Origin of the sequence: Micromonospora thermarum (assembly GCF_012034245.1) — a bacterium.
GTDB classification, from domain to species: Bacteria; Actinomycetota; Actinomycetes; order Mycobacteriales; family Micromonosporaceae; genus Micromonospora; species Micromonospora thermarum.
Map to the genome: position 1 here is coordinate 1 of NZ_JAATEO010000033.1, position 24,359 is coordinate 24,359.

The window sequence follows — 24,359 nt, forward strand, 5'->3', positions numbered from 1 at the left end:
GGCCACCGCACCTGGCCGGTGGGGGTGCCGTGCAGTCCCCGGCGTACGGCCTGCCGCCGGTCGGCCAGCGCCCACCCGGTGATCCGCCACAGCGCCTCCGCCACGATCCGCGGGCTCATCTTGCTGGTGCCGCGTTCCCGCTCGGCGAACGTGATCGGCACCTCCACGATGCGCACACCGGCCCGGTGGGCGAGGCGGGACAGCTCCACCTGGAACGAGTACCCCTGCGAGGACACCGACGTCAGGTCGATGGCGTCCAGGGCGCTGAGCCGGTACACGCGGTATCCGCCGGTGGCGTCGGACACCGGCACGCCGAGGGCCAGCCGCGCGTACAGGTTGCCGCCGCGCGACAGCAGCAGCCGCCGCAGCGGCCAGTTGAGCACCCGCGCCCCGCGGGTCCACCGGGACCCGATCACCACGTCGGCGTCGCGGGCCGCGGCCAGCAGCGCCGGCAGGTCCTCCGGGGCGTGGGAGCCGTCGGCGTCCATCTCCACCACGGCGTCGTAGCCGCGCTCGCGGGCCCACGCGAAACCCGCCAGGTACGCCGCGCCGAGGCCCCGCTTGCCCTGCCGGTGCAGGACGTGCACCCGCGGGTCGGTGCCGGCGAGGGCGTCGGCGACCGCCCCGGTGCCGTCGGGGCTGTCGTCGTCGGCGACGAGGACGTCCACCGCCGGGACCGCCCGACGTACCCGCCGCACGATCCGCGGCAGGTTGTCGGCCTCGTCGTAGGTCGGGATCACCACGAGCACCCGTCCCACCCCGGGGTGACCGGTCTCGTCGCCCACCGTCGCATCCCCCTCCACCGGCTACCGGCTGCCGCCCCGCCGCGGCCGGGGGCGCCGGTCGGCCGGGGCGTCAGTCGCCCGCGGTGCGCTCCCGCCGGCGCCGGACCCCGGCGGCCGCGAGGGCCGCCACCGCCAGGGCGGTCAGCGCCACCTCCGGCCACAGCCCGACCCGGGTGGCCGGCGTGCGCCCGTCCGCGAGGCGCAGCTCGCGCACCACGACCGCGCGGGTGTTGAACCCGGTGGCGTCGCTTACCCGCCCGTCCGGGGAGACGAACCCGGACACCCCGACCGTGGAGGCCATCAGCGCCGGCCGCCCGTGCTCGACGGCCCGCAGCCGCACCATGGCCAGCTGCTGGCGCGCCTCGGCCACGTCGAAGGTGGCGTTGTTGGTCTGCACCACCAGCAGCTGCGCGCCGCCGGTGACGGTGTCACGGACCACCTCGTCGTAGGCGACCTCGAAGCAGATCACGTCACCGAGCACGGCGGGGCCGGTACGCAGCACGCCGGGCGTGGTGCCGGGCACGAAGTCCGACCGCACCCGGTCGACCTGCTCGCTGACCATGCGGGCGAGGTCCCGCATGGGCACGTACTCGGCGAACGGCACCGGGTGCCGCTTCGTGTACAGCTGCTCCAGGTCCGGGCCGGTGCCCGGCCGCCACAGCAGCCCCGCGTTGCGCACCTGTCCCGGGCCGGGGCCGCGCAGCACCGCGCCGACGAGGATCGGCGCGTCGATCGCGTCGGCGGCGGCCTGGATCCGGGCGCCCGCGGCGGCGTCGCGCAGCGGGTCGATGTCGCTGGAGTTCTCCGGCCACACCACCAGGTCGGGGCGGGGCCGGGCGCCGGAGGTGACCTGGGCGGCGAGGTCGACGGTGGCGTCGACGTGGTTGTCGAGCACCGCCTGCCGCTGGGCGTTGAAGTCCAGCCCGAGCCGGGGCACGTTGCCCTGCACGATCGCCACGGTCACCGTGTCGCCGCCGCCGGCGGCGCCGACCGGCACGAGCAGCCCGCCGGCCGGTACGGCCAGCGCGGCGGCGGCCACCGTGGCGACCGGAGCCCACCGCCGCTCGCCGGCCGGGCGTCGCCGCGTCTCGTGCCACCACCAGGCGGCGGCGACGAGGCACCCACCGGTCAGCGCCACCGCGACGGTGACCAGCGGCGCGCCGCCCAGCGCGGCCAGCCGCAGCAGCGGTGACCCGTCCTGGCTGAAGGCCAGCCGGCCCCACGGGAACCCGCCGAACGGGGTGCGGTCGCGCAGCGCCTCCTGCGCCACCCACAGCAGCCCGGTCAGCGCCGGCCACGCCCACCGGGCGCGGTCGGCGAGGGGGGACACCCAGGCGGTGGCCGCGCCCAGCAGCGCCAGGTAGCCGGCCTGCAGCAGCGACAGCAGCACCCACGGCAGGTAACCGGTGTGCAGGTTGGTCCAGCTGAGCATCGGCGCGAACAGCGCCACCCCGGCCAGGAACCCCAGGCCGGCGCCGGCGCGCAACCGCCGCCGGTGCGCCGCCGCGGCCAGCAGGGCCACCCCGAGCGGCGCCAGCGGCCACAGCCCGTACGGGGGGAACGCGACCAGCATCGCCGCGCCCCCGGCGACCGCCGCCGCCACGGCCACCGGCAGCGGCAGCGGGCGGGGCGGCGCCACGGCGGGACGCGCCCGCGCGGCCTGCTCCTGCGTCGTCTCCACGGTCGTCACCGGCACCTCACCACGATCACGCGCCGAAGGCTACCCGCCCGTGGTGATCCACTCGGAGTCCGTGGCGGCGGGTGTCGCGTACGTCCCGCGACCGCCCGGACCGACCGGTTGCCCGGAGAAACGAAATCGGGGCGCGGCTCGCGCCGCGCCCCGATGCTCCCAGGCCCTTCCCGGCCGGTGGGGCGAGGATGCGGCGCGCCGACCTTCGGACCGACCCGACGCTGGACTGGCTGCCCCCGCCTGGCCGTTGTCTACTGGCCGTGCCCCTCACCCTGCCCGTACACCGGTAACCGCGGCCGGTCCGCGCCGCCCCGCCGACCCCCGCCCGCTGGACCTGGCCGCCGCGACGAAGTGCACCGTGTCGCTCGGCCAGCGGACGAAGGGACGAAGCGAACAACAGCCGCTTCCCGTAGTAGGACTCAAAGACGGTACGTGCTCCCCCCGGGGCGCTGTCAACCCACCCCCGACGAGTCGCGGCGGCCACATCGGCGTGTCGCGTCGGCGAGTCATGGTGGGGTTGCGTTCAGCAGTGAATGAGGCGGGAACCCGGCCGCTTGCGGAAGGGAGGTACGCCGTCACGGACCTCGACGTTTCTGGTTTCGATGTACTCCTTGATCACGTTCAGTGGCGCGCCGCCGCATGGGCCGGCGAAGTACGACGGCGACCACAGGTGACCGCCCGTTACCGACTGAGGTGGGATGAGAGCTCCTGCCGCAGATACTGGGCTGAGACGCCCTTAAGGGAGTTGACCAACTTTGGCAGTGCCACGGTTGGCGGGTAGTGCACGAGCAGGTGGACGTGGTCGTGTTCGCCGTTGAACTCGCGCAGTGCGCGCCGATGCCTTTCGCGCACGTTGGACATGATCTGCTGGCAGCGGGTGAGGATCGGATCAGTGCGCGCGCCACGCCGGTACTTGTTGGTGAAGACCAAGCCGGCGTGGAGGTTGTGGACGACGCTGCGCCCCCTGCGCACGTCCGGGTCCGACGTCCAACAAGGCCACGTAGAACGAATGTACGATTGGGCGGTGAAGCTGGTTGTGCAGGTGAAGCTGCTGCCGACGCCGGAGCAGGCGTGCGCGCTGGCGGCGACGCTGCGGGCCTGCAACGAGGCGGCGTCCGATGTGGCCAAGTTGGCCCGCGACATCGGCTGTTACCGCAACTACGACCTGCGCCGGCACGCCTACCACGGCATCAAGACCGACTACCGGCTCGGGGCGCAGGCCGCGCAGCACGTCATCAAGAAGGTCGCCGACGCCTACACCACCATGCACGCCAACATCAAGTCCGGTAACCATGGCAAGCCAGGGTCGCAGCGCCGGCGGCGGGGTCGAGGCGACGCCGGTCCGATTCCGCTGGGACGCCGCGCAGCCGTACGACGCCAGGATGCTGTCCTGGCGGTCCGACGCGCGCACCGTGTCGATCTGGACGATCGACGGACGGTTGAAGGGTGTCGCCTACACCGGTTCGCCTGCCCAGCTCAAGGCCGTGGCCGAGTTGCCGGTCGGGGAATCCGACCTGGTGCACCGCGACGGCATGTGGTTTCTGTACGCCACCGTCGAGGTTGCCGAGGCTGATCCGGTCGACCCGCAGGGGTTCCTTGGCGTGGATCTCGGCGTGGTGAACATCGCCACCGACTCCGACGGACGGGTGTACGCCGGGGAGAAGCTGAACCGCTACCGGCGGCGCCAACTGCGACTGCGCGCCCGCCTGCAGGCCAAGGACACCAAGTCCGCGCGGCGGCTACTGGCCCGGCGCAAGCGCAAGGAAGCGCGGCATGCCACCGACACCAACCATGTGATCTCGAAAAGCATCGTGGCCGAGGCCGCACGCACCTCGCGCGGGGTCGCCGTCGAACGGTTGACGGGGATCCGGCAGAGGGTACGGCTGCGCAAGCCCCAACGGGCCGCAATGCACGGCTGGGCGTTCGCCCAGCTCGGCTCTTTCCTGACCTACAAGGCCCGCCGGGCCGGTGTCGCTGTTGTCCAGGTCGACCCGGCGTACACCTCGCAGACGTGTGCGCAGTGTGGCCACCGGGACAAGCGGAACCGGCCCGACCAGGCCAGCTTCGTCTGCCGGTCGTGCGGGGTCGTTGCCCACGCCGATCGGAATGCGGCCGTCAACATCGCCCAACGCGGTGTGGACGACTGGGGCGCAGTCAACCGCCCATACGCGGCACCTCGTTGCACCCAGCAGTGGGGCTGATCTGCAAACCCGCCCACTCATGCGCGGGTAGTTGACCTGAGGTTCACACCCGCCGGCCCTTGTTAACAGGGGCCCCTGTACGACGCCAGGCGTTAACAGGGGGCCCCTCCTCGCACCCGCAGCGCGAGAGCGCGGGCCGCGGCCGGGTGGTCGGCGGCGAGCAGCCCGGCGGCGGCGAGGACGTAGTCGACGTCGACGACCGGGCGGGCGGCGCGGGGCAGCGGCCACCCGCCGGCGTGGTCGGCGAGCACCGCGGCGAGGACGGCGTCGGCGGCGGCGGGGGCGTGCCGCAGCACCCCGCCGGACCCGACGAGGAGCTTCACCTCCCGCAGGTCCCGGCCGGCGCGTTCCCCGGTGGCCGCGCCGCGCGCGTGGCGGCGTACCGCCACCGTCGCGGCGAGGGCGGCGATCCGGGCGTCGACGGCCCGCTCGGCGGCGTCGCCGGGCAGGAAGCCGGGGTCGGCGGCCCGGGCGTGCGCGGCGCCGGCGAGGGTGTCCGCGTCGGCGGCGTCGAGGAGACGTTCCTCCACGGCCGCCCGCACCACCCCGGGGGCGCTCCACCGCATCCCCAGGTCACCCTCGACGGTGCGGGCCCGCCACAGGCTGCCGGCGACCTCCCGCGCCGGGCCGGTCTCCCGCTCGTCGGGGGTGAGCACCGAGTACACGTCGGTGGTGGCGCCGCCGACGTCGACGACGGCCAGGTCGCCGCCGAGGGTTCCGGCGAGCACCTCCACCCCGGTGAGCACCGCGTCGGGGGTGGCGGCCCGCACCAGCCGCGGGAAGCGGGGGCCGCGGGACAGCCGCTTGCCGCCGATCACGTGCCGCAGGAACACCTCCCGGATCGCGGCCCGCGCCGACGCGGGGGCGAGCACCCCGATGCGGGGCAGCACGTTGTCGGCGACCGTGACCGGCACCTTCGCGGCGGCGAGCAGCGCGTGCAGGTCGTCACGGACGTCGGCGTTGCCGGCGAGCACGACCGGCACCCGCCAGCGGGCCCTCGCCAGCCGGGTCGCGTTGTGGGTGAGCGTGTCCGCGTCGCCGCCGTCGGTGCCGCCGACGAGCAGCACCACGTCGGGCCGGGCGGCCCGCAGCGCCGCCAGGTCGGCGGCGCCGAGCCGCCCCGCCGCCACGTGCACCACGTTCGCCCCGGCGGACAGGCCGACCCGCCGGCCCGCCTGCGCGGTGACGAGGTGCTCGTACCCGATGACCGCCAGCCGCAGCCCGCCACCGGCCGACGAGCACACGTACCAGGGCGCGTCGCGGGACGGCAGGCCGGCGGTGGCCGCGGCGACGGCCGCGTCGAGGCCGTGCAGCACGTCGCTGGTCACGGTGGTGGGGGCGGCCGCCGCCGCGACCAGCCGGCCGCCGTCGAGGTCGATCACCGCCACCTTCGTGTACGTGGAGCCGACGTCGGCGCAGACGGCGACGTTCACGCCGCCGGCGGTACGACCACGGTGCCGGTCGCGGTGACCGCGACGATCGGCGGGTCGCACACCTCGGCGGCCGACTCCCCCTTGTCGGGGCGGCCCCGGCACACCACCCGGGCCGCGAAGTCGATGGTGCGGCTGCGCGTCCCCACCCGCGTCACCGTGGCGGTCACCTCCAGCACGTCCCCGGCCTTCATCGGCGCCCGGAACTGCACGTCCGAGTAGGACGCGAACAGCCCCTCGTCGCCGTCGGTGCGGATGCACACCTCCGTGGCGACGTCCCCGAACAGGCCCAGCGCGTACGCCCCGTCGACCAGGTTCCCCGCGTAGTGGGCGTGGGAGTACGGCACATACCGCCGGTGCGTCACCGTCACACCGAGCCGCGGGTCACTCATGCCTTCACCTTCTTGTTCTCGATCAACGCGTGCACCAGGTACGACGCCACCTCGCCGGGGGTGGTGCCCCGGCCGAAGATCCGGTCGACACCCAGCTCGCCGGCCATCGTCTCGTCGAAACGGGGCCCGCCGACGATCAGCAGCGGCCGCCGGCCCGCCGGCATGGCCTCCCGGAACGCCGCCGACATCTCCCGCGTGTTGTGCAGGTGCGCGTCGCGTTGCGTGACCACCTGCGACACGAGCACCGCGTCGGCCCGCTCGGCCCGGGCGGCCTCCACCAGCTCCGGCACGCTCACCTGGGCGCCCAGGTTGGTGACCTTCAGCTCCCGGTAGTACTCCAGGCCCTTCTCCCCCGCGATGCCCTTGACGTTGAGGATCGCGTCGATGCCGACGGTGTGCGCGTCGGTGCCGATGCACGCCCCCACCACGGACAGCTTGCGCCGCAGCTTCCCCTTGACGACGGCGTTGACCTCCTTGGCGGACAGCAGCGGGTAGTCCCGCTCCACCACCTGCACCGCGGACACGTCCACCAGGTGGTTCACCCGCCCGTACACGACGAAGAAGGTGAACCCGTCGCCCATCTGCTTCGCGTGCACCAGCATCGCCGGGTCGATGCCCATCTTCCCGGCGAGCTGGATCGCCGCGCCCTCGGCCCGCTTGTCGTGCGGCACCGGCAGCGTGAACGACACCTGCACCATGCCGTCGCCGGTGGTGTCCCCGTACGGCCGGACGATCTTCTTCTCCGCAGCCGCGCTCACGCCGCCGCCTCCAGGATCTCGGTGGCCGGGTTGTAGTAGTCGACCTCGTGCCGGGCGACCCCGTCGAGGCCCTTGCCCCGGTCGGCGGGCCGCTTCATGATCCCGAACGTGCCCTCGGCGATGGCGGTGAGCAGCGACTGCTCACCGATGCGTTCCAGCAGCTCCACGGCCTCTCCGAGCACCCGGTGGGCGCGCTGCTGGATGAACCCGCCCGGCGCCGGCACGAAGTCCTCGTGCAGCCCGCCCGCCGCGCCCAGCACGTAACGCACGTTCTGCAGGGCGATGTCCCGGTCGGACAGCCACGGCGTCACCACCGCCTCGGTCATCATGCCGACCAGCAGGATGCCCTGCCCGGTCATGGTGCCGACCAGGTTGAAGAACCCGTCGAGCAGGTTGCCGCGGAACACGTCGCCGGTCATGTGCTTCGTCGGCGGCATCCACTTCAGCGGCGCGTCCGGGAACAGCTCCCGCGCCAGCAGCGCGTGCGCCAACTCCAGCCGGAACGACTCCGGCAGGTCCGGGTTGATCTCGAACGCGTGCCCCAGCCCCAGCTGCCAGTCCGCCAGGCCCGCCTCGTGCGCGAAGTACTCGTTGAGCAGCTGCGACACCGTCACCGTGTGCGCCTCGTCCACCGCGTCCGCGGTGGTCAGGTAGTTGTCCTCACCGGTGTTGATGATGATCCCCGCCCGGGCGTGCACCTGCCGGGAGAACCGCTGGTCGACGAACGTGCGGATCGGGTTGATGTCGCGGAACAGGATCCCGTACATCGAGTCGTTGAGCATCATGTCGAGGCGTTCCAGGCCGGCCAGGGTCGCCATCTCCGGCATGCACAGCCCCGACGCGTAGTTCGTCAGCCGCACGTACCGGCCCAGCTCCCGCGACGACTCGTCCAGCGCCGCCCGCATCAACCGGAAGTTCTCCTGCGTGGCGTACGTGCCGGCGAACCCCTCCCGGGTCGCGCCCTCCGGCACGTAGTCCAGCAGCGACTGCCCGGTGGACCGGATCACCGCGATCACGTCCGCCCCGGCCCGCGCGGCGGCCTGCGCCTGCGGGATGTCCTCGTAGATGTCCCCGGTAGCCACGATCAGGTAGATCCACGGCCGCTGCGCCGGATCCCCGTACCGCTTCACCAGGCGGTCCCGCTCGGCCCGCCGCCGGTCGATCCGCCGGACCCCCGCCGCGACCGCCCGCCGGGCCGCACGGCGCGCGGCGGTGGCCGCCTTCCCGGTCGGCACCGTGAACCGCACCGACCCGGCGGCGGCCTTCTGCGCCAGCAGCGTCACGTCGGCGATCTGCTCCCGGGCCAGGGCGTCGAACACCGGCACCGCCACCCCGTGCCCCAGACCCACGTCGGCCACCACCGCGTCCACCAGGCGGTTCACCCACGGGATGCCGTCCGGGTCCGCGCCGGTCACCCCGGCCAGCCGCAGCACCGCCCGCTCCACCGACACCGTCGTGTGGCTGCGCGCCAACTCCACCACCGGCGCACCGGCGCGGGCGGCGAGCGCCCGCGCCCGCGCCACCAGCGCCGGATCCAGATCAAGCTTGGCCGTCACGCCGTCACCTCGCTCCGCTCGGCGCCGGCACGACGGGTGGTTCCCTCACTCACGACGACCCTTCCTCATAGATCACCTCACCGCGCAGCACCGTGCGCCGGCACACCGGCAGCGGCGTCGGGTCCTCCGGACCCCGCGCCTCCGGGTCGTCGGACTGCAACACCGGCAGCCCCCGCTCCACCCCGGCCGGGGTGTCCCACACCGCGAACGTCGCCGGCGCACCCAACGCGAGGACCCCCTCGGCGTCCAGGTGCACCGCCCGCCACCCGCCGCGGGTGTGCGCGGCGAACGCCGCCCGCACACTCATCCGCTGCGCCGGGTTGTGGTGCGCCGCCGCCGCCCGCACCGACCCCCACGGGTCCAGCGGCGTCACCGGCGAATCCGACCCGAACGCGAGCGCCACCCCCACCGAGTGCATCGCCCCCATCGGGTTCGACTCCAGCGACCGGGCAAGACCCAGCCGCGACTCGTACATGCGGCCCGCCCCGCCCCACAACCGGTCGAACGCCGGCTGCATCGACGCGACGATCCCGTACTCCACGAACCCGGCGATCAGCCGCTTACTCATGATCTCCGCGTGCTCCACCCGGTGCCGCGCCGCCCGCACCCGGTCCGTGCCGAGCTTCTCCGCCGCCGCCGCGAACCCGTCCAGCACCGTCGAGATCGCCGCGTCCCCGATCGCGTGGAACCCGCCCTGCAGACCGTGCGCCGCGCAGTCCAGCAGGTGGTCACGCACCTGCCCGGCCGTCAGGTACCCGTGCCCGCACCCGTCCCCGTCCCGGTACGCCTCCGACACGTACGCCGTCCGCGCCCCCAACGCCCCGTCCGCGAACAGGTCCCCACCGGCGCCGACCGCGCCCAGCTCCCGGGCCCGCGCCGCGCCACCCAGCTCACCCCAGTACCCGTACACCTCCGGCACACCCGCACCGGAGATCGCCAGCAGGCCGGTGAAGTCCTCCTCGTCGGAGATCTCCGGGCCCCCGCACTCGTGCACCGCCGCGATGCCCAGCGACGCCGCGTGCGCCAGCGCCGCCCGCTGCGCCGCGACCCGCTGCGCCCGCGTCACCGACCCGAACGCCGCCGCCCGCACCACGTGGTGCGCGTCCCGCCGCAGCCACCCCGACGCGTCGTACCCCGCCGCGGCCACCACCTCCGGGCACGCCGCCAGCAGCGCCCGCGACACCAGCGCCGAGTGGATCGACGCCTGCGACAGGTACACCCGCCGCCCCCCGGCCGCCCGGCCCACCTCGTCGGCGTCCGGCGGCCGCGGCACCGCCCAGCTCGACTCGTCCCAGCCGTGCCCCAGCACCACCGCGTCCGCCGGCAGACCCTCCGCGAACCCGGCCACCGCGTCCAGCAGCTCCGCCGCCGACCGCACCCCGGACACGTCCAGCCCCGACAACGCCAACCCCGTGTCCGTGGCGTGCACGTGCGCGTCCACGAACGCCGGCGTCACCAACGCCCCGGCCAGGTCCACCACCCGGTCGGCGGACGGCGCGTCCGCGTCCGACCCCAGCCAGGAGATCCGGCCACCGGACACCAGCAGGGCCGTCGCGCTCGGGTCGGCGGGGCAGTGCAGCACACCGCCGCGGTACAGAGTCGAGGGGTTCGTCATGGCACTCAGTCTGCCGCCAACCGCGCCTCGAACAGCCGGCGCACCCCCGGCTCGGCACGCAGCAGATCCAGCGCGAACTCGGCGTGACCCGGCACGTACCCGTTGCCCACCAGCATCGTCACGTCCGCCGCCAGACCCTCCGCGCCCAGCGCCGCCGCCGCGAAGCTCGTCGCCATCGAGAAGAACACCACCGTGCCGCCGTCGGCCGTCGCCAGGACCGCCCCGTGCTCGCAACCCGGCACGTCCACACACACCACGGTCACGTCCGCCGGCGCCTCCAGCGCCGACGTCACCGCCGTCGACAGCGCCACCGGATCCCGGGCGTCGGCCAACGCCACCGCGTCCGCCAGCCCGGCCGCCGCAAGCGCGTCCCGCTCCGCGTCCACCGGAACCACCCCGACCGTACGCCCGGCGCCCGCCCGCCGCGCCGCCGCGAGCGACAGCGACCCGCTCTTACCGGCCCCGCCGATCACCGCCACGCTGACCGGCCGGGCATCCCCCTCGCGCGCCCGGCCGGCCACGTAGCCCTCCACGACGCGCGCGGTCAGCGCCGGCGCCCCGCACACGTCCAGCACGGCCAGGGACAGCTCCGGGTGCAGGTCGGACGGCAGCACCGCCGCGATCGACCGGGCGAACAGGATCGCGTACCCGTCGCACGGCACCTGCTCGCTGCGCCCGTCCCACCGGGCCAGCCCGTCCAGGATCCGCAGCGGCGTCAGGGTGAGCGACACCAGCGTCGCCACCCGGTCCCCCACCGTGAGGCCCAGCGGCGACCGCCGGCCCACCTCCTCCACCGTGCCGATGAGCATGCCGCCCGAACCGGTCACCGGGTTCTGCATCTTCCCCCGGGTCGACACGATCTCCAGCACCTCGGCACGGACCTTCTCCCCGTCCCCGCCGTGCTTCTCCGACAACTGCCGGAAGCTCGCCGCGTCCAGGTTCAGCCGCTCCACCCGGATCCGCACCTCGTTCGGCGCGATTTCCGGACTCGCGTCCAGCCGCCACGCCGCCTGCGGCAGCACCCCCGCCGGCTCCAGAACGCGGTGCAGACCCACCGGTGACGTCACGCCGACCTCCCTGTCCGGCCGCTCGAAGCCCCGGCCAGGGCTCGCGTAGCGGGAAAACTTCCGGCAGACTAGTTTGTTGACCGGATATTTTCCAGTAGCGTACGGGACCACTGATCGTCCGCACCACACCCACGAGGAGGGGCCGTGACCCAGACCCACCCGGTGGAGGCCATCCCCGCGCCCCAGCACGCGCCGGCACCCACCCCCACCGCCGGCCAGCCGTACGAATACCGCCGCGCCCCCCTCGTCGAACCCGACTGGACCCGCTTCCCCGGCTGGCGCCACGTCACCCGCGACCAGTGGGAAAGCGCCCAGTGGCAGCGCGTCAACTGCGTCAAGAACATCAAGCAGCTCCGCGCCGTCCTCGGCGACCTCGTCGACGAGACCTTCTACGCCGACCTCGAGGCCGACCAGAAGGCCCTGGCCACCATGTCCATGCTGGTGCCGCCGCAGATGCTCAACACCATGGTCCCGTTCGCGCCCATGACCACCGAGGCCCTCTACGCCGACCCCATCCGGCGCTACATGATCCCCGTCGCCTCCGACCGGCGCACCGACTGGCCCTCACACCCCTACGCCAGCCGCGACAGCCTCCACGAGCACGACATGTGGGTCGCCGAAGGCCTCACCCACCGCTACCCCACCAAGGTCCTCGCCGAACTGCTCTCCACCTGCCCGCAGTACTGCGGCCACTGCACCCGCATGGACCTCGTCGGCAACTCCACCCCCGCCGTCGACAAGCTCAAACTCACCCTCAAGCCCGTCGACCGCTACGACGCCCACATCGCCTACCTCAAGGCCCACCCCGGCGTCCGCGACGTCGTCGTCTCCGGCGGCGACGTCGCCAACGTGCCCTGGCGCAACCTCGAGTCCTACCTGATGCGGCTCCTCGACATCGAGACCGTCCGCGACATCCGCCTCGCCACCAAGGCCCTCATGGGCCTCCCCCAGCACTGGCTCCAGCCCGACGTCGTCGAAGGCCTGGAGCGGGTCGCCCGCACCGCCGCCCGACGCGGCGTCAACCTCGCCATCCACACCCACGTCAACCACGCCCAGTCGCTCACCCCGCTGGTCGCCAAGGCCGCCCAGACCGCCCTCGACGTCGGCGTCCGCGACGTCCGCAACCAGGGCGTGCTCATGCGCGGCGTCAACGCCACCGCCCCCGACCTGCTCGACCTCTGCTTCGCCCTCCAGGGTGAGGCCGGCATCCTGCCGTACTACTTCTACATGTGCGACATGATCCCCAACGCCGAACACTGGCGGGTCCCGGTGTGGCACGCCCAGCAACTCCAGCACGACATCATGGGCTACCTGCCCGGCTACGCCACCCCGCGCATCGTCTGCGACGTCCCCTTCGTCGGAAAGCGCTGGGTCCACATGCTCACCGAGTACGACCGCGACCGCGGCATCTCGTACTGGACCAAGAACTACCGCACCTCCATCGAGTCCGCCGACCTGGAGGCCCTCAACAAGCGGTACGCCTACTACGACCCGATCGACACCCTGCCCGAGGCCGGCCAGGCCTGGTGGAACGCCCACCGCGACGACTGACCCGCCCGCATCCCGTCACCCCCGGCGTCGCCCCCGCGCGACCCGGGGGTGATCGTCATGTCCGCCCTCGCCCCGCCGCCACCAACGGCTACCGTCACGCCATGCCCCGCGAGCCGCGCGACCAGAACGCCGACACCGACGTCGCCGAGCGGGCCAGCCCCATCGAGATCTTCTTCGACGTCGTCTTCGTCCTCACCGTCACCCAACTCGCCAACCTGCTCGAACACGACCTCAACTGGGCCGGCCTCGGCCAGACCGTCCTGATCCTCGGCCTGCTCTGGTACCTCTACAGCGGCTACGTCTGGCTCACCAACCACGTCCCACCCCGCCGCCCCGCCCGCAAACTCCTCCTCTTCGGCGGCATGGCCGGCTTCCTGCTCACCGCCATCGCCATCCCTGACGCCTTCACCGGCAGCGGCCTGCTCTTCGGCGTCGGCTACCTGATCGTGGTCAGCGTCCACGTCGGCCTGTTCAGCCGCAGCACCGCCCGGCCCGCCGTCCGCCGATTCGCCCCCTACAACCTCGGCGGCGCCGCGCTCATCCTCGCCGCCGGCCTGCTCACCGGGCCGATCGTGCCGATCCTGTGGGTCGCCGCCATCTTCACCCAGACCGTCCTGCCCTACCTGCTGCCCGGCCACTCCTGGCTCGGCAGTGCCGCGAGCTTCCACATCCGCCCCGCCCACTTCGTCGAACGACACGGGCTGCTCGTCATCGTGGCCCTCGGTGAGACCGTCGTCGCCATCGGCATGGGTGCCCCACTGGACCATCTCGACCCCGGCGTCGCCGGCGCCGTCGTGATGGCCCTCGCCCTCCCCGCCGCGCTCTGGTGGACCTACTTCACCGACACCGCAGCCAGCGAAGCGGCCCTCGACCGCGCCGACGACGCAGCCCGAAGCCGCATGTCCGCCCGCGCCTACATCCTCACCCACTTCGTGCTGCTGCTCGGCATCATCGCCACCGCCACCGGCCTGCACGCCGTGGTCGCCCACCCCGACACCCCCGCCGGCTGGCCCGCCGCGCTCGCTCTCACCGCCGGCGTGGCCCTGTTCCTCGCCGCCATCGCCGACGTCCGCCACACCCTCGGCGTCGGGCGGACCGGCAGCCGCCTCGCCACCGCCGTGCTGGTCCTGGCCACCACCCCGGTCGGCGCGGTCGTCAACTCCGCCCTGCACCTGGCCGTCGTCATCGCGCTGATGGTCGTGATGCTGCGGATCGACGGGTACCGCCCCACCACGCCGGTCAGCCGCGTGGCGCGTACATGATCACCGCGACACCCACGAGGCAGATCGCGGCGCCCGCCAGGTCCCACCGGTCCGGACGGAAGCCGTCCACCAGCACGCCCCACGCCAGCGAGCCGGCGACGAACACGCCCCCGTACGCGGCCAGGATCCGCCCGAAGTGCGGGTCCGGCTGGAACGTCGCCACGAAGCCGTACGCGCCCAGCGCCAGCACCCCCGCCGCCACCCACCACAGGCCGCGGTGCTCCCGCCAGCCCTGCCACACCAGCCACGCGCCACCGATCTCGGCCAACGCGGCCAGCACGAACAACACCAGGGAACGCGCCACGGTCACGGACAGCGACCCTACCGCCCGACGGTGAGCCGGCACCTGGCGTACCTCGGACACGACGACGGGCCCCGAGGCGACGCCCCGGGGCCCGTCGTGGCACGCGTCAGCGGGTGGCCGCGTTCTTGATGTCGCGGCCGGCCTGCTTGGCGTGCTCGCCCGCCTGCCGGGCCCGCGCGGCGTCCTGCTGCGTGGCGCCCTCGGACCGCATCCGCTCGTTGTGCGTCGCGTCGCCGATGCGTTCCTTCGCGGCGCCGGTCATCTGGTCGACCCTGTTCCTGGCCTTGTCGGCGAAGCCCATCTCCGCTCCCCTCGATCGAGTCCGGCCTTCCCTGACGGGTTCCCCTCGTCGCCGGTGACATGCGGTGTCGCCGTGGTTGGCCGCACGTCGCGTAAGGCGTCCTAGGAAGATAGTCTGATGACGGTCGGCGTCGCGGTGCGGACCGGCCGGAACGGGTGGTTGACTGGGCGAATGAGCGAGATCCTCCTCATCCGGCACGGCGAGACCACCTGGAGCGCCAGCCATCGGCACACCTCGTACACCGATCTGGAGCTGACCGCCGACGGCGAGCGGCAGGCCCGCGCGCTCGGCGAACTCCTCGCCGGCCGGCGGTTCGCCGCGGTGTTCACCAGCCCCCGCACCCGGGCCCTGCGCACCGCCCAGCTCGCCGGTCTCACCGATGCCCGGGTCGACGAGGACCTCACCGAATGGCACTACGGGGAGTACGAGGGCCGCACGACCGTCGAGATCCGCGAGGACCGTCCGGACTGGTCGATCTGGACCGACGGCGCCCCCGGCGGCGAGTCACCCGATCAGGTGGCCGCCCGGCTGGACCGGGTGCTCGCGCGGGCCACCCCCCTGCTCGAACACGGCCCGGTCGCGCTGGTGGGCCACGCGCACAGCCTGCGCGTCACCGGCGCCCGGTGGATCGGCCTGCCGCCCGTCGCCGGCGGCCGGCTGCGGCTCGACACCGCCACCGTCAGCGTCCTCGGCCACGAGCACGGCCGGCAGGTCATCCTGCGGTGGAATCAGCCGCCTCCCCCGGCACCCGCGCCCGCGGCCGAGACGGCGGCTCGCCACTGATCTTCGGCGGCCGGTTCTCGTACGGCGTGGACAACACCACCGTCGTACGGGTCGTCACGTTCGCCGACGTGCGGATCTCCTGGAGCACCCGCTCCAGGTCCGTCGGGCCGGCCACCCGCACCAGCAGCAGGTAGAAGTCCTCCCCCGCCACCGAGTAGCAGGAGTCGATCTCCGGCAGGTGGGCCAGCCGCTCCGGCGCGTCGTCCGGCTGCGACGGGTCGAACGGGCGGATCGCCACGAACGCCGTCAACGGCAGGTCCAGGGCCTCGAAGGAGACGCGCGCCGCGTACCCCTTGATCACACCGCGCTGCTCCAACCGGCGGACCCGCTGGTGCACGGCGGACACCGACAGGCCCACCTTGTCCGCCAGATCGGTGTACGACAGCCGGCCGTCGGCGGTCAGCGCGGCGACGATGGCACGGTCGATCTCCTCCACGGCAAGCAACCTACCGGGAAAAACCCGCCGGTGCGACGACGGGCCCGCCGGCCGTCACGCCAGGCGGGCCGCCCCGTCGCGTACCGTCAGCCCTTCGCCAGCGCCCGGGAGATCACCAGGCGCTGGATCTGGTTGGTACCCTCCACGATCTGGAGCACCTTCGCCTCGCGCATGTACCGCTCGACCGGGTGGTCGCTGACGTAGCCGGCACCCCCGAGCACCTGCACCGCGTCGGTGGTCACCCGCATCGCCACGTCCGTGGCGAACAGCTTCGCCTTGGCCGCCTCGATCGAGTACGGCCGGCCGGCGTCGCGCAGCCGCGCCGCGGCCAGCATCAGCGCCCGCGCGGCCGAGATCTGGGTGGCGTGGTCGGCGAGCGTGAAGCCCAGCCCCTGGAAGTCGATGATGGCCCGGCCGAACTGCTGCCGCTCCTTCGCGTACCCGACCGCGTAGTCCAGCGCCGCCTGGGCGAGACCGACCGCGCACGCCGCGATGCCGAGCCGGCCCGAGTCCAGCGCGGACATGGCGATGGTGAAGCCCGCACCCTCCCCGCCGAGCAGCCGGTCGGCCGGCACCCGCGCGCCGTCGAAGGCGATCTGCGCCACCGGCGAGGCGTGCAGGCCCATCGTCCGCTCCGCGGCCTGCGGATGGATGCCCGGCGTGGCCCGGTCGGCGAGCAGGCAGGAGATGCCCTTCGGCCCGGGCCCGCCGGTGCGGCAGAAGATGTTGTAGAAGTCGGCCACCCGGGCGTGCGTGATCCACGCCTTGGTGCCGGTGACGACGTAGGCGTCGCCGTCGCGTACGGCCTTCGTGGTCAGGGCGGCGGCGTCCGACCCGCCCTGCGGCTCCGACAGGCAGTACGCGCCCAGCAGCTCCCCGCCGATCATGTCGGGCAGCAGCTTGCGCTGCTCGTCGCTGCCGTACTGCGCGAGGGGGTAGCAGGACAGCGTGTGCACGCTGACCGCCTCGGCGACCGCGAGCCACCGGCTGGCCAGGATCTCGAGCACCTGGAGGTACACCTCGTACGGCTGGGCAGCCCCGCCGTACTCCTCCGGGTAGGGCAGGCCGAGCAGGCCGGCCCGGCCCAGCGTGCGCAGCACCTCCCGGGGGAACTCGGCGCGCTCCTCGAAGCCGGCGGCCCTGGGGGCGAGTTCCCGGTCGGCGAGTTCGGTGGCGAGGTCCAGCAGGTCGTGGGCCTCGTCGGTGGGGAGGATCCGGTCGACAGTCATAGCGCGGTGAGCTCCGTGGGGGTGGTGTTGAGCCGTCGTACGCCGTCCGTCGTGCAGACGACGATGTCCTCGATGCGGGCGCCGTGCCGCCCGGCGAGGTAGATCCCGGGTTCGATCGAGAACGCCATGCCCGGCTCCAGCGCCCGCCCGTTGCCGGTCACCACGTACGGCTCCTCGTGGCCGTCCAGCCCGATGCCGTGACCGGTGCGGTGCAGGAACGCGTCGCCGTGGCCGGCGTCGGCGATCAGGTCGCGGGCGGCGGCGTCGACCGCCTCCGCGCTGACGCCGGGGCGCACCGCGGCGACGGCGGCGCGCTGGGCGGCGTGCAGCACCGCGTAGTACTCGGTGAACTCCGCCGGGGCGGGCCGGCCGGCGACGTAGGTGCGGGTGCAGTCGGAGCGGTACCCCGACGGCATCGTGCCGCCGATGTCCACCACCACCGGCTCGCCGGCGCCGATCGGCCGGTCCGAGGTGCCGTGGTGCGGGCTCGCGCCGTTCGGGCCGGCGGCGACGATGACGAAGTCGACGGCGACGTGCCCGGCGGCCCGGATCGCCGCGGCGATGTCGGCGGCGACCTCGCTCTCGGTACGGCCCGGCCGCAGCCACTCCCCCATCCGCTCGTGCACCGCGTCGATCGCGGCGCCGGCCTCGGCGAGGGCCGCCACCTCGGCCGGGGACTTGCGGATGCGCAGTTCGCGGAGCACCTCGGAGGCGAGCCGCTGGCTCGCGCCCGGCAGCGCGGCGCGCAGCGCCAGGACCTGCTCCGCCCACATCCGGTCGGCCAGGCCGACCGCCGCGACCGGCCCGCCGAGGGCGGCGGTGACGAGGGGGTACGGGTCGGTGCCGTCGGCGTGGTCGACGATGCGGACGCCGGTGGCCTGCGCCGGGGACGCCTCGGCGGCGGGCCGTTCCAGGGTGGGCACGACGAGCGTCGGCTCGCCCTCGGCGGGCAGCACCAGCAGGGTCAGCCGCTCACCGGCGTGCGCGTCGTAGCCGGTCAGGTACCGCAGGTCCGACCCGGGGCTGAGCAGCAGCGCGTCCAGGCCGGCAGCGGCGGTGGCGCGCTGCGCGGCGGCCAGCCGGGCCGGCGGGTACAGCTCGTCGGTTCCCACCCGCTCAGCTTAACGCTCGTTCGGCTCACCCTCCGGCGCGCCCGGGCGCGTCGCCGCACGCGGCCCGGCCGCCGTGGCGGAGCGGCACGGTCCCGCGCGTCGCAGGCTCAGGCGGCAGGGCGTCGGCCAGGTTCCGGGCGCGCGGTCACGTGGCCCGACGCCCCGGAGCGGGGAGTCACGACATCAGCCACAGGCAGAACGGGTGGCCGTCCGGGTCCAGGCAGACCCGGACGTCGTCCTGCGGCTGAAACGGCGCGACGGTCGCGCCGCAGGCGACCGCGTGGGCCTGCGCCGCCGCCAGGTCGTCGACCCCGATCTCCAGGTGGGCCATCATCTGCTGCCGGCCCGCCTCGGCCGGCCAGGTCGGCCGCACGTACCGGCGCTCCCGCTGGAAGGAGAGGCCCACCCCACCGTCGGGGGCACGGAGGATCACGTCGTCCGCCTCCTCGACGGCGATCTCCCAACCGAGCAGCCCGGCGTAGAACCGGGCGAGCGCCGCCGGGTCGGGAGTGTCCAGGTTGACCGTGGTCAGTCGCAGGAGGGGACGCGGCGTGCTCACCCGGCCGATTCTGCCCGTCCGGAACGCCTGCCGCAGTCCCGCCGGCGGCGGTGGCCGGCCGGGCGCGGCGGCCTTGGCGCGTTCCGGCACGCCGGCACCGGCGCGCCGATAGCCTCGGGACAGGCCCTGACCGGACGAAGGGACGACGACCGTGGCAGCCAGCGACCGCGCCGAGACGCGCCGTCGGTGGCTGCTCTGGTCCGGTGTCCTCGCCCTCGCCGGTCTGGTGCTGCTCGTCATCGGGCTCACCATCGCCGACGGCGTCGCCGCCTGGGTCGAGGTGGTGGTGGCCCTCCTGCTGCTGCTGGCCAGCTACGGGGTGCAGTACGTGGCCCGGCGGGGAACCCTCTACCGGGACCGGAGCTGACCCGCCACCGACGCGGGCGTCCGCCCGGACGTCGGTGCGGTGTGCCACGCTGTCGGGCGTGACAGCCCCGATCATGCTCGTCGACGCGCCCAGCCTCTACTTCCGGGCGTACTTCGGCATTCCCGAGTCCGCCACCACCGCCGACGGCCAGCCGGTCAACGCCGTCCGCGGCTTCCTGGACATGCTGGCGTCCCTCATCCGCACCCGGCGGCCGGGGCGGATGGTCTGCGCGATGGACCACGACTGGCGGCCCGACTGGCGGGTGGCGCTGCTGCCGTCGTACAAGGCGCACCGGGTCGCGCCGGAGGGCGGCGAGGTGGTGCCCGACACGCTCACCCCACAGGTGCCGGTCATCCTCGACGTGCTCGACGCCCTGGGCATCACCACCGTCGGCGCCGCCGGGTACGAGGCCGACGACGTGCTCGGCACGCTGTCCGTCACCCAGCCCGGGCCGGTCGAGGTGGTCTCCGGTGACCGGGACCTGTTCCAGCTCGTCGACGACGCCCGGGGCGTGCGCCTGCTCTACGTCGGGCGGGGCGTGGCCAAACTGGAGGACTGCGACGACACGGCCGTGCGCTCCCGCTACGGGGTGCCCGCGGCCCGGTACGCCGACTTCGCCGCCCTGCGCGGCGACCCCAGCGACGGGCTGCCCGGCGTGCCGGGCGTCGGTGAGAAGACCGCCGCCCGCCTCGTCGACCGGTACGGCGACATCGACGGCATCCTCGCCGCCCTGGACGATTCCGGCTCCGGCTTCGCGCCCGGGCTGCGGGCCAATCTCGCCGCCGCCCGGGACTACCTGGCCGTCGCCCCGAAGGTGGTCCGGGTGGCGCTCGACGTGCCGCTGCCCGACCTGCCCACCGACCTGCCGACCGCGCCGGCCGATCCGGAGCGGCTGCTGGACCTCGCCGCGCGGTGGAACCTGGCCGGTTCCGCCCGCCGGCTGGTCGACGCCCTGGCCACCCGCACCGGCTGACCGGCCCGGCCCCCCGGGGAGCCGGTGCGCCCTCCGCCGCCCGCCCCCGCCGGTGCGCCTCCCGCCGGTCCACCGGTGCGCCAGCCGGCCAGCGACGCCGGCCGTGCGGTCAGCGCGGTGCGCGGTCCCGGCGGGACGGGAACGGGGTGCCCGGCCGGGCCAGGGTGGAGCGTGCCCGCAGACCGACCGGGTCGGGCGTCGCCGCCGGCCCCGCCGGCACCGGTGCCGCCCCGGTCCCGCGCCGGGCGTCCAGGTACGCGGTCGCCGCCCGGTCCTCGTCGGTCGGGGCGGCGAGCAGCGCGTACACCAGGCCGACCACCCCGAAGACCACGGCCAGGACGATCGGCACCAGCAACGTGCCCACCTCGGCCCCGGCGACCTCCCGCTCGGTGTCGTGCAGGTGCACCGAGAGGGCGCTCATCCCGGTGAAGTGCATGCCGTTCACCGCGACGCCCATGACCAGGGCGGAGGCGGTGATCGCCAGCGCGCGACGTACCGTCACGGCGAGCCACAGTGCGACGGTCGCCGCGACGACCGCGATGACGGCCGAGGCCACCACGCGGGGCTGGTCGTAGCCGAGCCGGCCGTTGAGCCGCATCGCCGCCATGCCGGCGTAGTGCATCACCGCGACACCGGCGCCGGTGAACAGGCCACCGGCGAGGATCCGCGGCGCGGACACCCGGCCGGTGCCGGCGATGGCCAGGCCGATACCGACCGCCACCACGGCGATGCCGGCGCTCGCCGCGGTGATCGGCACGTCGTACCGGATCCGGGTGCCGTCGACCGCGAAGCCGAGCATCGCCATGAAGTGCATGGTCCAGATCGCCGTGCCGCCGATGGCGAAGGCGGCCAGGATGCCCCACCAGGCCCGCTGGCCCCCGGTGGCCGCCGTCCGGATCCGCCCGGCACAGATGAGGCCGAGGAACGAGCCCAGCACGGACAGCGCGTAACTCAACGCGGGTGTGATCCACCCGTACTCGAAGTGATTGATCTCCGCCACGCGGCAGTCCCCCCAGACAGGATACCGGCGCGTAACATCGCGCCTCCGCCATGATCTGGGACCGCTCCACCAGCCGCAACATCGACAAAGTGATACTTCATGGGGTGCCGCCGCGGTGACCGAGTGATGCGTCGATTGCAGACTGGCAACTACTGCCGGTGAGCGTCAGGCGGCGGCGTGGTAGGCCAGCACGCCCCGGTTGACGGCGGCGATGGCCTGCCGGGCGGTGGACCGCAGATCGGCCGAGGCGCCCCCGGAGTCGGCGAGCTGGCCGAGCAGGTCCACCACCTGCCGGGCCCAGCGGACGAAGTCGCCGGCCGGCATCTCCCCGTCGATCTCGTGCCCGCTGGCCAGCACCTTCGCCAGGGCCTCGCCCCGCGCCCACCGGTAGATCGGCCAGGCAAAGCCGAGGTCGGGTTCCCGCGTGACGGCCAGGCCCCGGGCCGCCTCGTCGGCCTCGATCTCGCTCCACAGCTTGAGCGTCACGTCGACCGCCTCGGCCACGGCGCCCCGGGGCAGCGACGCCCGCTCGTCGACGTCGCGGCGGGCCTCGAAGACCACCACCGACACCGCCGCCGCCAGCTCGGCCGGGCTGAGCCCGTCCCAGACACCCCGGCGCAGGCACTCCGCGACCAGCAGGTCGGCCTCCGTCCAGATCCGGCCCAGCATCCGGCCCGCGTCGGTGACCGTCCCGTCCGGCGCGAGGTACCCGCGCGCGGTGAGCAGCGCGACGATCCGGTCGAAGGTCCGGGCGAGGGAGCCGGTGCGGCCGGCCACCCGCTGCCGCAGCTCCTCGGTGTCCTTCTCGAGCCGCCGGCGGCGCTCCGCCCAGCGGGCGTGCTCCTCCCGGTCCGGGCAGGCGTGGCAGGGGTGCCGGCGCAGCTCGGTGCGGAGCTGGCTGAGGCTGTCATCCTCCCCCGTGGCCTGCCGGGACCGGCCGCCCCGGCGGCCGGCGTGCCGGTCCAGCCCGGTGCCGCTGACCTCGGCCGCCAGGTCCCGCCGGGCGGCCGGTGAGCGGTGGTTGAAGTGCTTCGGGACGCGGATCCGGGCGAGCACCTCGGCGGGGGTGGTGAAGTCGCCGGGGCTGACCCGTCCGGCCCACCGGTCCTGCGTGAGCACCAGCGGGCGCGGCTCGCCGAAGCCGCCGGTCGCCGGGTCCAGCACCACCGCGAGGCCGGCCCGCCGGCCGGACGGCACCCGGATCACGTCGCCGACCCGCAGCCGCTCCAGCGACGCGACCGCCGCCGCCTTGCGCTGGCTCTGCCCCTGCCGTGCGAGGGCGCGCTCCCGGTCGGCGATCGCCACGCGCAGCGCGAAGTACTCGTCGAAGTCGCCGTGGTGGCAGGCCGCCTCCGCGCCGTACGCCTCGATGGTCTCGGTGTTGCGCTGCACCTGCCGCGCCAGGCCGACCACCGACCGGTCCGCCTGGAACTGCGCGAAGCTCGACTCGAGCAGCGCCCGCGCCGGCTCCGCGCCGACCGTCCCGACCAGGTTGACCGCCATGTTGTACGACGGTCGGAAGCTGGACCGCAGCGGGTACGTGCGGGTCGACGCCAGGCCGGCCACGTGCCGGGGGTCGGTCTCCGGGGACCACACCACGACGGCGTGCCCCTCCACGTCGATGCCGCGCCGGCCGGCCCGGCCGGTGAGCTGCGTGTACTCCCCCGGCGTCAGGTCGACGTGCGCCTCGCCGTTGTACTTCACCAGGCGCTCCAGGACCACGCACCGGGCCGGCATGTTGATGCCCAGCGCGAGCGTCTCGGTGGCGAACACCGCCTTCACCAGGCCACGGACGAACAGCTCCTCGACGACCTCCTTGAACGCGGGCAGCATGCCGGCGTGGTGCGCCGCGAGGCCCCGCTCCAGACCGTCGAGCCACTCCCAGTACCCGAGCACCGACAGGTCCTCGCCGGGGATCGCGGTGACCCGGCTCTCGACCACCCGCCGGATCTCCGCCCGCTCCTCCGGGTTGGTGAGCCGCAGCCCGGCGGCGAGGCACTGCTGCACGGCCGCGTCGCAGCCGGCCCGGCTGAAGATGAACAGGATCGCCGGCAGCAGCCCCTCCCGGTCGAGCCGGTCGACGATGTCCGGGCGCATCGGCCCGCGCCAGCGTGGCCCGCGCCGACCGCCGCCGGGCCCGGCGCTGCGACCCTCGCCCAGTTCGAGCCGGCGCATCGTGTCCCGGGTGTAGCGCAGCAGCTCCGGGTGCACGTCGTGCTTGCGGGCGGCGTCGGCGTCGTGGAACAGGTCGAACATCCGCTTGCCGACCAGCATGTGCTGCCACAGCGGCACCGGCCGGTGCTCGCTGACCACGACCGCCGTCTCACCGCGTACGGTCACCAGCCAGTCGGCGAACTCCTCGGCGTTGGAGACCGTCGCCGACAGCGAGACCAGGGTGACCGAGGCGGGCAGGTGGATGATCACCTCTTCCCACACGCCGCCACGGAACCGGTCGGCGAGGTAGTGCACCTCGTCCATCACCACGTACGCCAGGCCCTCGAGGGTGGCCGAACCGGCGTAGAGCATGTTGCGCAGGACCTCGGTGGTCATCACCACCACGGGGGCGTCGCCGTTGATGGCGTTGTCGCCGGTGAGCAGCCCGACCTGGTCGGCGCCGTAGCGGTCGACCAGGTCGTGGTACTTCTGGTTCGACAGCGCCTTGATCGGCGTGGTGTAGAAGCACTTGCGGCGTTCGCCGGGCGCGCCCTCCGCGCCGGCCGGCACCCCGCCCCGCAGCGCCAGGTGGACGGCGAACTCGCCCACCACGGTCTTGCCGGCGCCGGTGGGCGCGCACACCAGCACGCCGCTGCCGCGCTCCAGCGCCTGGCACGCCTCCCGTTGGAAGTCGTCGAGGTCGAATCCCAGGTCGAGGGCGAACTCGTCCAGCGCGGGGAACTGGGAGGCCTGCGCGGCCCGGCGGCGCGCCGCGGCGTACCGCTCGGCGGGGCTCGACATGTGACCAAGATTAGTGCGTGCCGTCCCCGGACA

21 protein-coding genes and 2 pseudogenes are annotated in these 24,359 nt (G+C 74.1%); 6 read left to right on the forward strand and 17 right to left on the reverse strand.

The annotated features are described in order from the left end of the window. From HCJ94_RS24325 to tnpA, 3 genes and pseudogenes are all read right to left on the reverse strand, one after another. Nucleotides 1–785 (reverse strand): polyprenol monophosphomannose synthase (locus HCJ94_RS24325; RefSeq protein WP_168003371.1); only part of this gene is annotated, 785 nt, incomplete at its 3' end. Between the two features lie 70 nt (nucleotides 786–855). Then, nucleotides 856–2,495 (reverse strand): annotated as a pseudogene (gene lnt / locus HCJ94_RS24330) (apolipoprotein N-acyltransferase). Nucleotides 2,496–2,998: 503 nt separating this feature from the next. Further along, nucleotides 2,999–3,486, reverse strand: a pseudogene (gene tnpA, locus HCJ94_RS24335) (IS200/IS605 family transposase). A 371-nt stretch (nucleotides 3,487–3,857) separates the two neighbouring features. On the opposite strand from tnpA, the gene HCJ94_RS24340 reads away from it, so the two are divergent. After that, nucleotides 3,858–4,676 (forward strand): RNA-guided endonuclease InsQ/TnpB family protein, encoded by an 819-nt coding sequence (locus HCJ94_RS24340; protein ID WP_205801841.1) that lies wholly within the window; start codon nucleotides 3,858–3,860, stop codon nucleotides 4,674–4,676. 92 nt (nucleotides 4,677–4,768) lie between these two features. On the opposite strand, the gene HCJ94_RS24345 is transcribed toward HCJ94_RS24340, so the two are convergent. From HCJ94_RS24345 to kdd, 6 genes are read right to left on the reverse strand one after another with little or no spacing between them, the layout of a single operon-like run. Further along, complete coding sequence (locus HCJ94_RS24345; RefSeq protein WP_168003372.1) at nucleotides 4,769–6,109, reverse strand: glutamate mutase L; 1,341 nt, start codon at nucleotides 6,107–6,109, stop codon at nucleotides 4,769–4,771. Continuing rightward, the gene (kal, locus tag HCJ94_RS24350) at nucleotides 6,106–6,498 is read right to left on the reverse strand and encodes a 3-aminobutyryl-CoA ammonia lyase (protein WP_168003373.1); all 393 of its coding nucleotides are present in this window, start codon (nucleotides 6,496–6,498) and stop codon (nucleotides 6,106–6,108) included. The genes HCJ94_RS24345 and kal overlap by 4 nt, the downstream gene beginning before the upstream one ends. After that, a complete protein-coding gene (gene kamE / locus HCJ94_RS24355; RefSeq protein WP_168003374.1) occupies nucleotides 6,495–7,256 on the reverse strand; it encodes a lysine 5,6-aminomutase subunit beta in 762 nt (253 codons plus the stop codon). The genes kal and kamE overlap by 4 nt, the downstream gene beginning before the upstream one ends. After that, entirely contained in the window at nucleotides 7,253–8,812 is a 1,560-nt protein-coding gene (gene kamD, locus HCJ94_RS24360) for a lysine 5,6-aminomutase subunit alpha (protein ID WP_168003375.1), read from the reverse strand. The genes kamE and kamD overlap by 4 nt, the downstream gene beginning before the upstream one ends. A gap of 49 nt (nucleotides 8,813–8,861) precedes the next feature. After that, nucleotides 8,862–10,427, reverse strand: a complete 1,566-nt coding sequence (locus tag HCJ94_RS24365; RefSeq protein WP_168003376.1) for an amidohydrolase — start codon at nucleotides 10,425–10,427, stop codon at nucleotides 8,862–8,864. Between the two features lie 5 nt (nucleotides 10,428–10,432). Next, nucleotides 10,433–11,494, reverse strand: a complete 1,062-nt coding sequence (gene kdd, locus HCJ94_RS24370) for an L-erythro-3,5-diaminohexanoate dehydrogenase (protein WP_168003377.1) — start codon at nucleotides 11,492–11,494, stop codon at nucleotides 10,433–10,435. Nucleotides 11,495–11,638: 144 nt separating this feature from the next. Between kdd and HCJ94_RS24375 the strand changes: the two genes are divergently transcribed. Next, nucleotides 11,639–13,045: a KamA family radical SAM protein gene (locus HCJ94_RS24375; protein WP_168003378.1), complete on the forward strand. Its 1,407-nt coding sequence runs from the start codon at nucleotides 11,639–11,641 to the stop codon at nucleotides 13,043–13,045. Nucleotides 13,046–13,146: 101 nt separating this feature from the next. Next, entirely contained in the window at nucleotides 13,147–14,307 is a 1,161-nt protein-coding gene (locus tag HCJ94_RS24380) for a low temperature requirement protein A (RefSeq protein WP_168003379.1), read from the forward strand. Here the strand turns inward: HCJ94_RS24380 and HCJ94_RS24385 are convergent. Further along, nucleotides 14,285–14,617, reverse strand: coding sequence for a YnfA family protein (locus tag HCJ94_RS24385; protein ID WP_168003380.1), 333 nt, complete (start codon nucleotides 14,615–14,617; stop codon nucleotides 14,285–14,287). The genes HCJ94_RS24380 and HCJ94_RS24385 overlap by 23 nt on opposite strands. A 100-nt stretch (nucleotides 14,618–14,717) precedes the next feature. Beyond that, the gene (locus HCJ94_RS24390; protein ID WP_168003381.1) at nucleotides 14,718–14,912 is read right to left on the reverse strand and encodes a CsbD family protein; all 195 of its coding nucleotides are present in this window, start codon (nucleotides 14,910–14,912) and stop codon (nucleotides 14,718–14,720) included. A gap of 171 nt (nucleotides 14,913–15,083) precedes the next feature. Between HCJ94_RS24390 and HCJ94_RS24395 the strand changes: the two genes are divergently transcribed. Further along, complete coding sequence (locus HCJ94_RS24395; protein ID WP_168003382.1) at nucleotides 15,084–15,695, forward strand: histidine phosphatase family protein; 612 nt, start codon at nucleotides 15,084–15,086, stop codon at nucleotides 15,693–15,695. Here HCJ94_RS24395 and HCJ94_RS24400 read toward each other — a convergent pair. The 4 genes from HCJ94_RS24400 to HCJ94_RS24415 all read right to left on the reverse strand — a co-directional run bounded on the left by HCJ94_RS24400 (nucleotide 15,625) and on the right by HCJ94_RS24415 (nucleotide 19,031). Then, nucleotides 15,625–16,131: an Lrp/AsnC family transcriptional regulator gene (locus HCJ94_RS24400; protein WP_168003383.1), complete on the reverse strand. Its 507-nt coding sequence runs from the start codon at nucleotides 16,129–16,131 to the stop codon at nucleotides 15,625–15,627. The two genes, HCJ94_RS24395 and HCJ94_RS24400, sit on opposite strands and share 71 nt — an antisense overlap. 86 nt (nucleotides 16,132–16,217) lie before the next feature. Then, nucleotides 16,218–17,360 (reverse strand): acyl-CoA dehydrogenase family protein, encoded by a 1,143-nt coding sequence (locus HCJ94_RS24405; RefSeq protein WP_168003384.1) that lies wholly within the window; start codon nucleotides 17,358–17,360, stop codon nucleotides 16,218–16,220. After that, nucleotides 17,357–18,472, reverse strand: a complete 1,116-nt coding sequence (locus HCJ94_RS24410) for a M24 family metallopeptidase (RefSeq protein WP_168003385.1) — start codon at nucleotides 18,470–18,472, stop codon at nucleotides 17,357–17,359. The genes HCJ94_RS24405 and HCJ94_RS24410 overlap by 4 nt, the downstream gene beginning before the upstream one ends. A 175-nt stretch (nucleotides 18,473–18,647) precedes the next feature. Continuing rightward, nucleotides 18,648–19,031 (reverse strand): VOC family protein, encoded by a 384-nt coding sequence (locus HCJ94_RS24415; protein ID WP_309227412.1) that lies wholly within the window; start codon nucleotides 19,029–19,031, stop codon nucleotides 18,648–18,650. A gap of 151 nt (nucleotides 19,032–19,182) precedes the next feature. Between HCJ94_RS24415 and HCJ94_RS24420 the strand changes: the two genes are divergently transcribed. Further along, complete coding sequence (locus HCJ94_RS24420) at nucleotides 19,183–19,398, forward strand: hypothetical protein (RefSeq protein ID WP_168003386.1); 216 nt, start codon at nucleotides 19,183–19,185, stop codon at nucleotides 19,396–19,398. A gap of 58 nt (nucleotides 19,399–19,456) precedes the next feature. Beyond that, nucleotides 19,457–20,371, forward strand: coding sequence for a 5'-3' exonuclease (locus HCJ94_RS24425; protein WP_168003387.1), 915 nt, complete (start codon nucleotides 19,457–19,459; stop codon nucleotides 20,369–20,371). Nucleotides 20,372–20,480: 109 nt separating this feature from the next. Here HCJ94_RS24425 and HCJ94_RS24430 read toward each other — a convergent pair whose 3' ends face one another. Next, complete coding sequence (locus tag HCJ94_RS24430; RefSeq protein WP_168003388.1) at nucleotides 20,481–21,371, reverse strand: MHYT domain-containing protein; 891 nt, start codon at nucleotides 21,369–21,371, stop codon at nucleotides 20,481–20,483. 165 nt (nucleotides 21,372–21,536) lie between these two features. Further along, a complete protein-coding gene (locus HCJ94_RS24435) occupies nucleotides 21,537–24,326 on the reverse strand; it encodes a DEAD/DEAH box helicase (protein ID WP_168003389.1) in 2,790 nt (929 codons plus the stop codon). Nucleotides 24,327–24,359 lie beyond the last annotated feature (33 nt).

What these genes read in the sequence shown, in the direction of transcription:
- HCJ94_RS24365 (WP_168003376.1), bottom strand. Translation starts at nt 10,427, where the DNA reads ATGACGAACCCCTCGACTCTGTACCGCGGCGGTGTGCTGCACTGCCCC.
- HCJ94_RS24340 (WP_205801841.1), top strand. Translation starts at nt 3,858, where the DNA reads ATGCTGTCCTGGCGGTCCGACGCGCGCACCGTGTCGATCTGGACGATC.
- HCJ94_RS24395 (WP_168003382.1), top strand. Translation starts at nt 15,084, where the DNA reads ATGAGCGAGATCCTCCTCATCCGGCACGGCGAGACCACCTGGAGCGCC.
- HCJ94_RS24390 (WP_168003381.1), bottom strand. Translation starts at nt 14,912, where the DNA reads ATGGGCTTCGCCGACAAGGCCAGGAACAGGGTCGACCAGATGACCGGC.
- HCJ94_RS24405 (WP_168003384.1), bottom strand. Translation starts at nt 17,360, where the DNA reads ATGACTGTCGACCGGATCCTCCCCACCGACGAGGCCCACGACCTGCTG.
- kal (WP_168003373.1), bottom strand. Translation starts at nt 6,498, where the DNA reads ATGAGTGACCCGCGGCTCGGTGTGACGGTGACGCACCGGCGGTATGTG.
- HCJ94_RS24380 (WP_168003379.1), top strand. Translation starts at nt 13,147, where the DNA reads ATGCCCCGCGAGCCGCGCGACCAGAACGCCGACACCGACGTCGCCGAG.
- HCJ94_RS24435 (WP_168003389.1), bottom strand. Translation starts at nt 24,326, where the DNA reads ATGTCGAGCCCCGCCGAGCGGTACGCCGCGGCGCGCCGCCGGGCCGCG.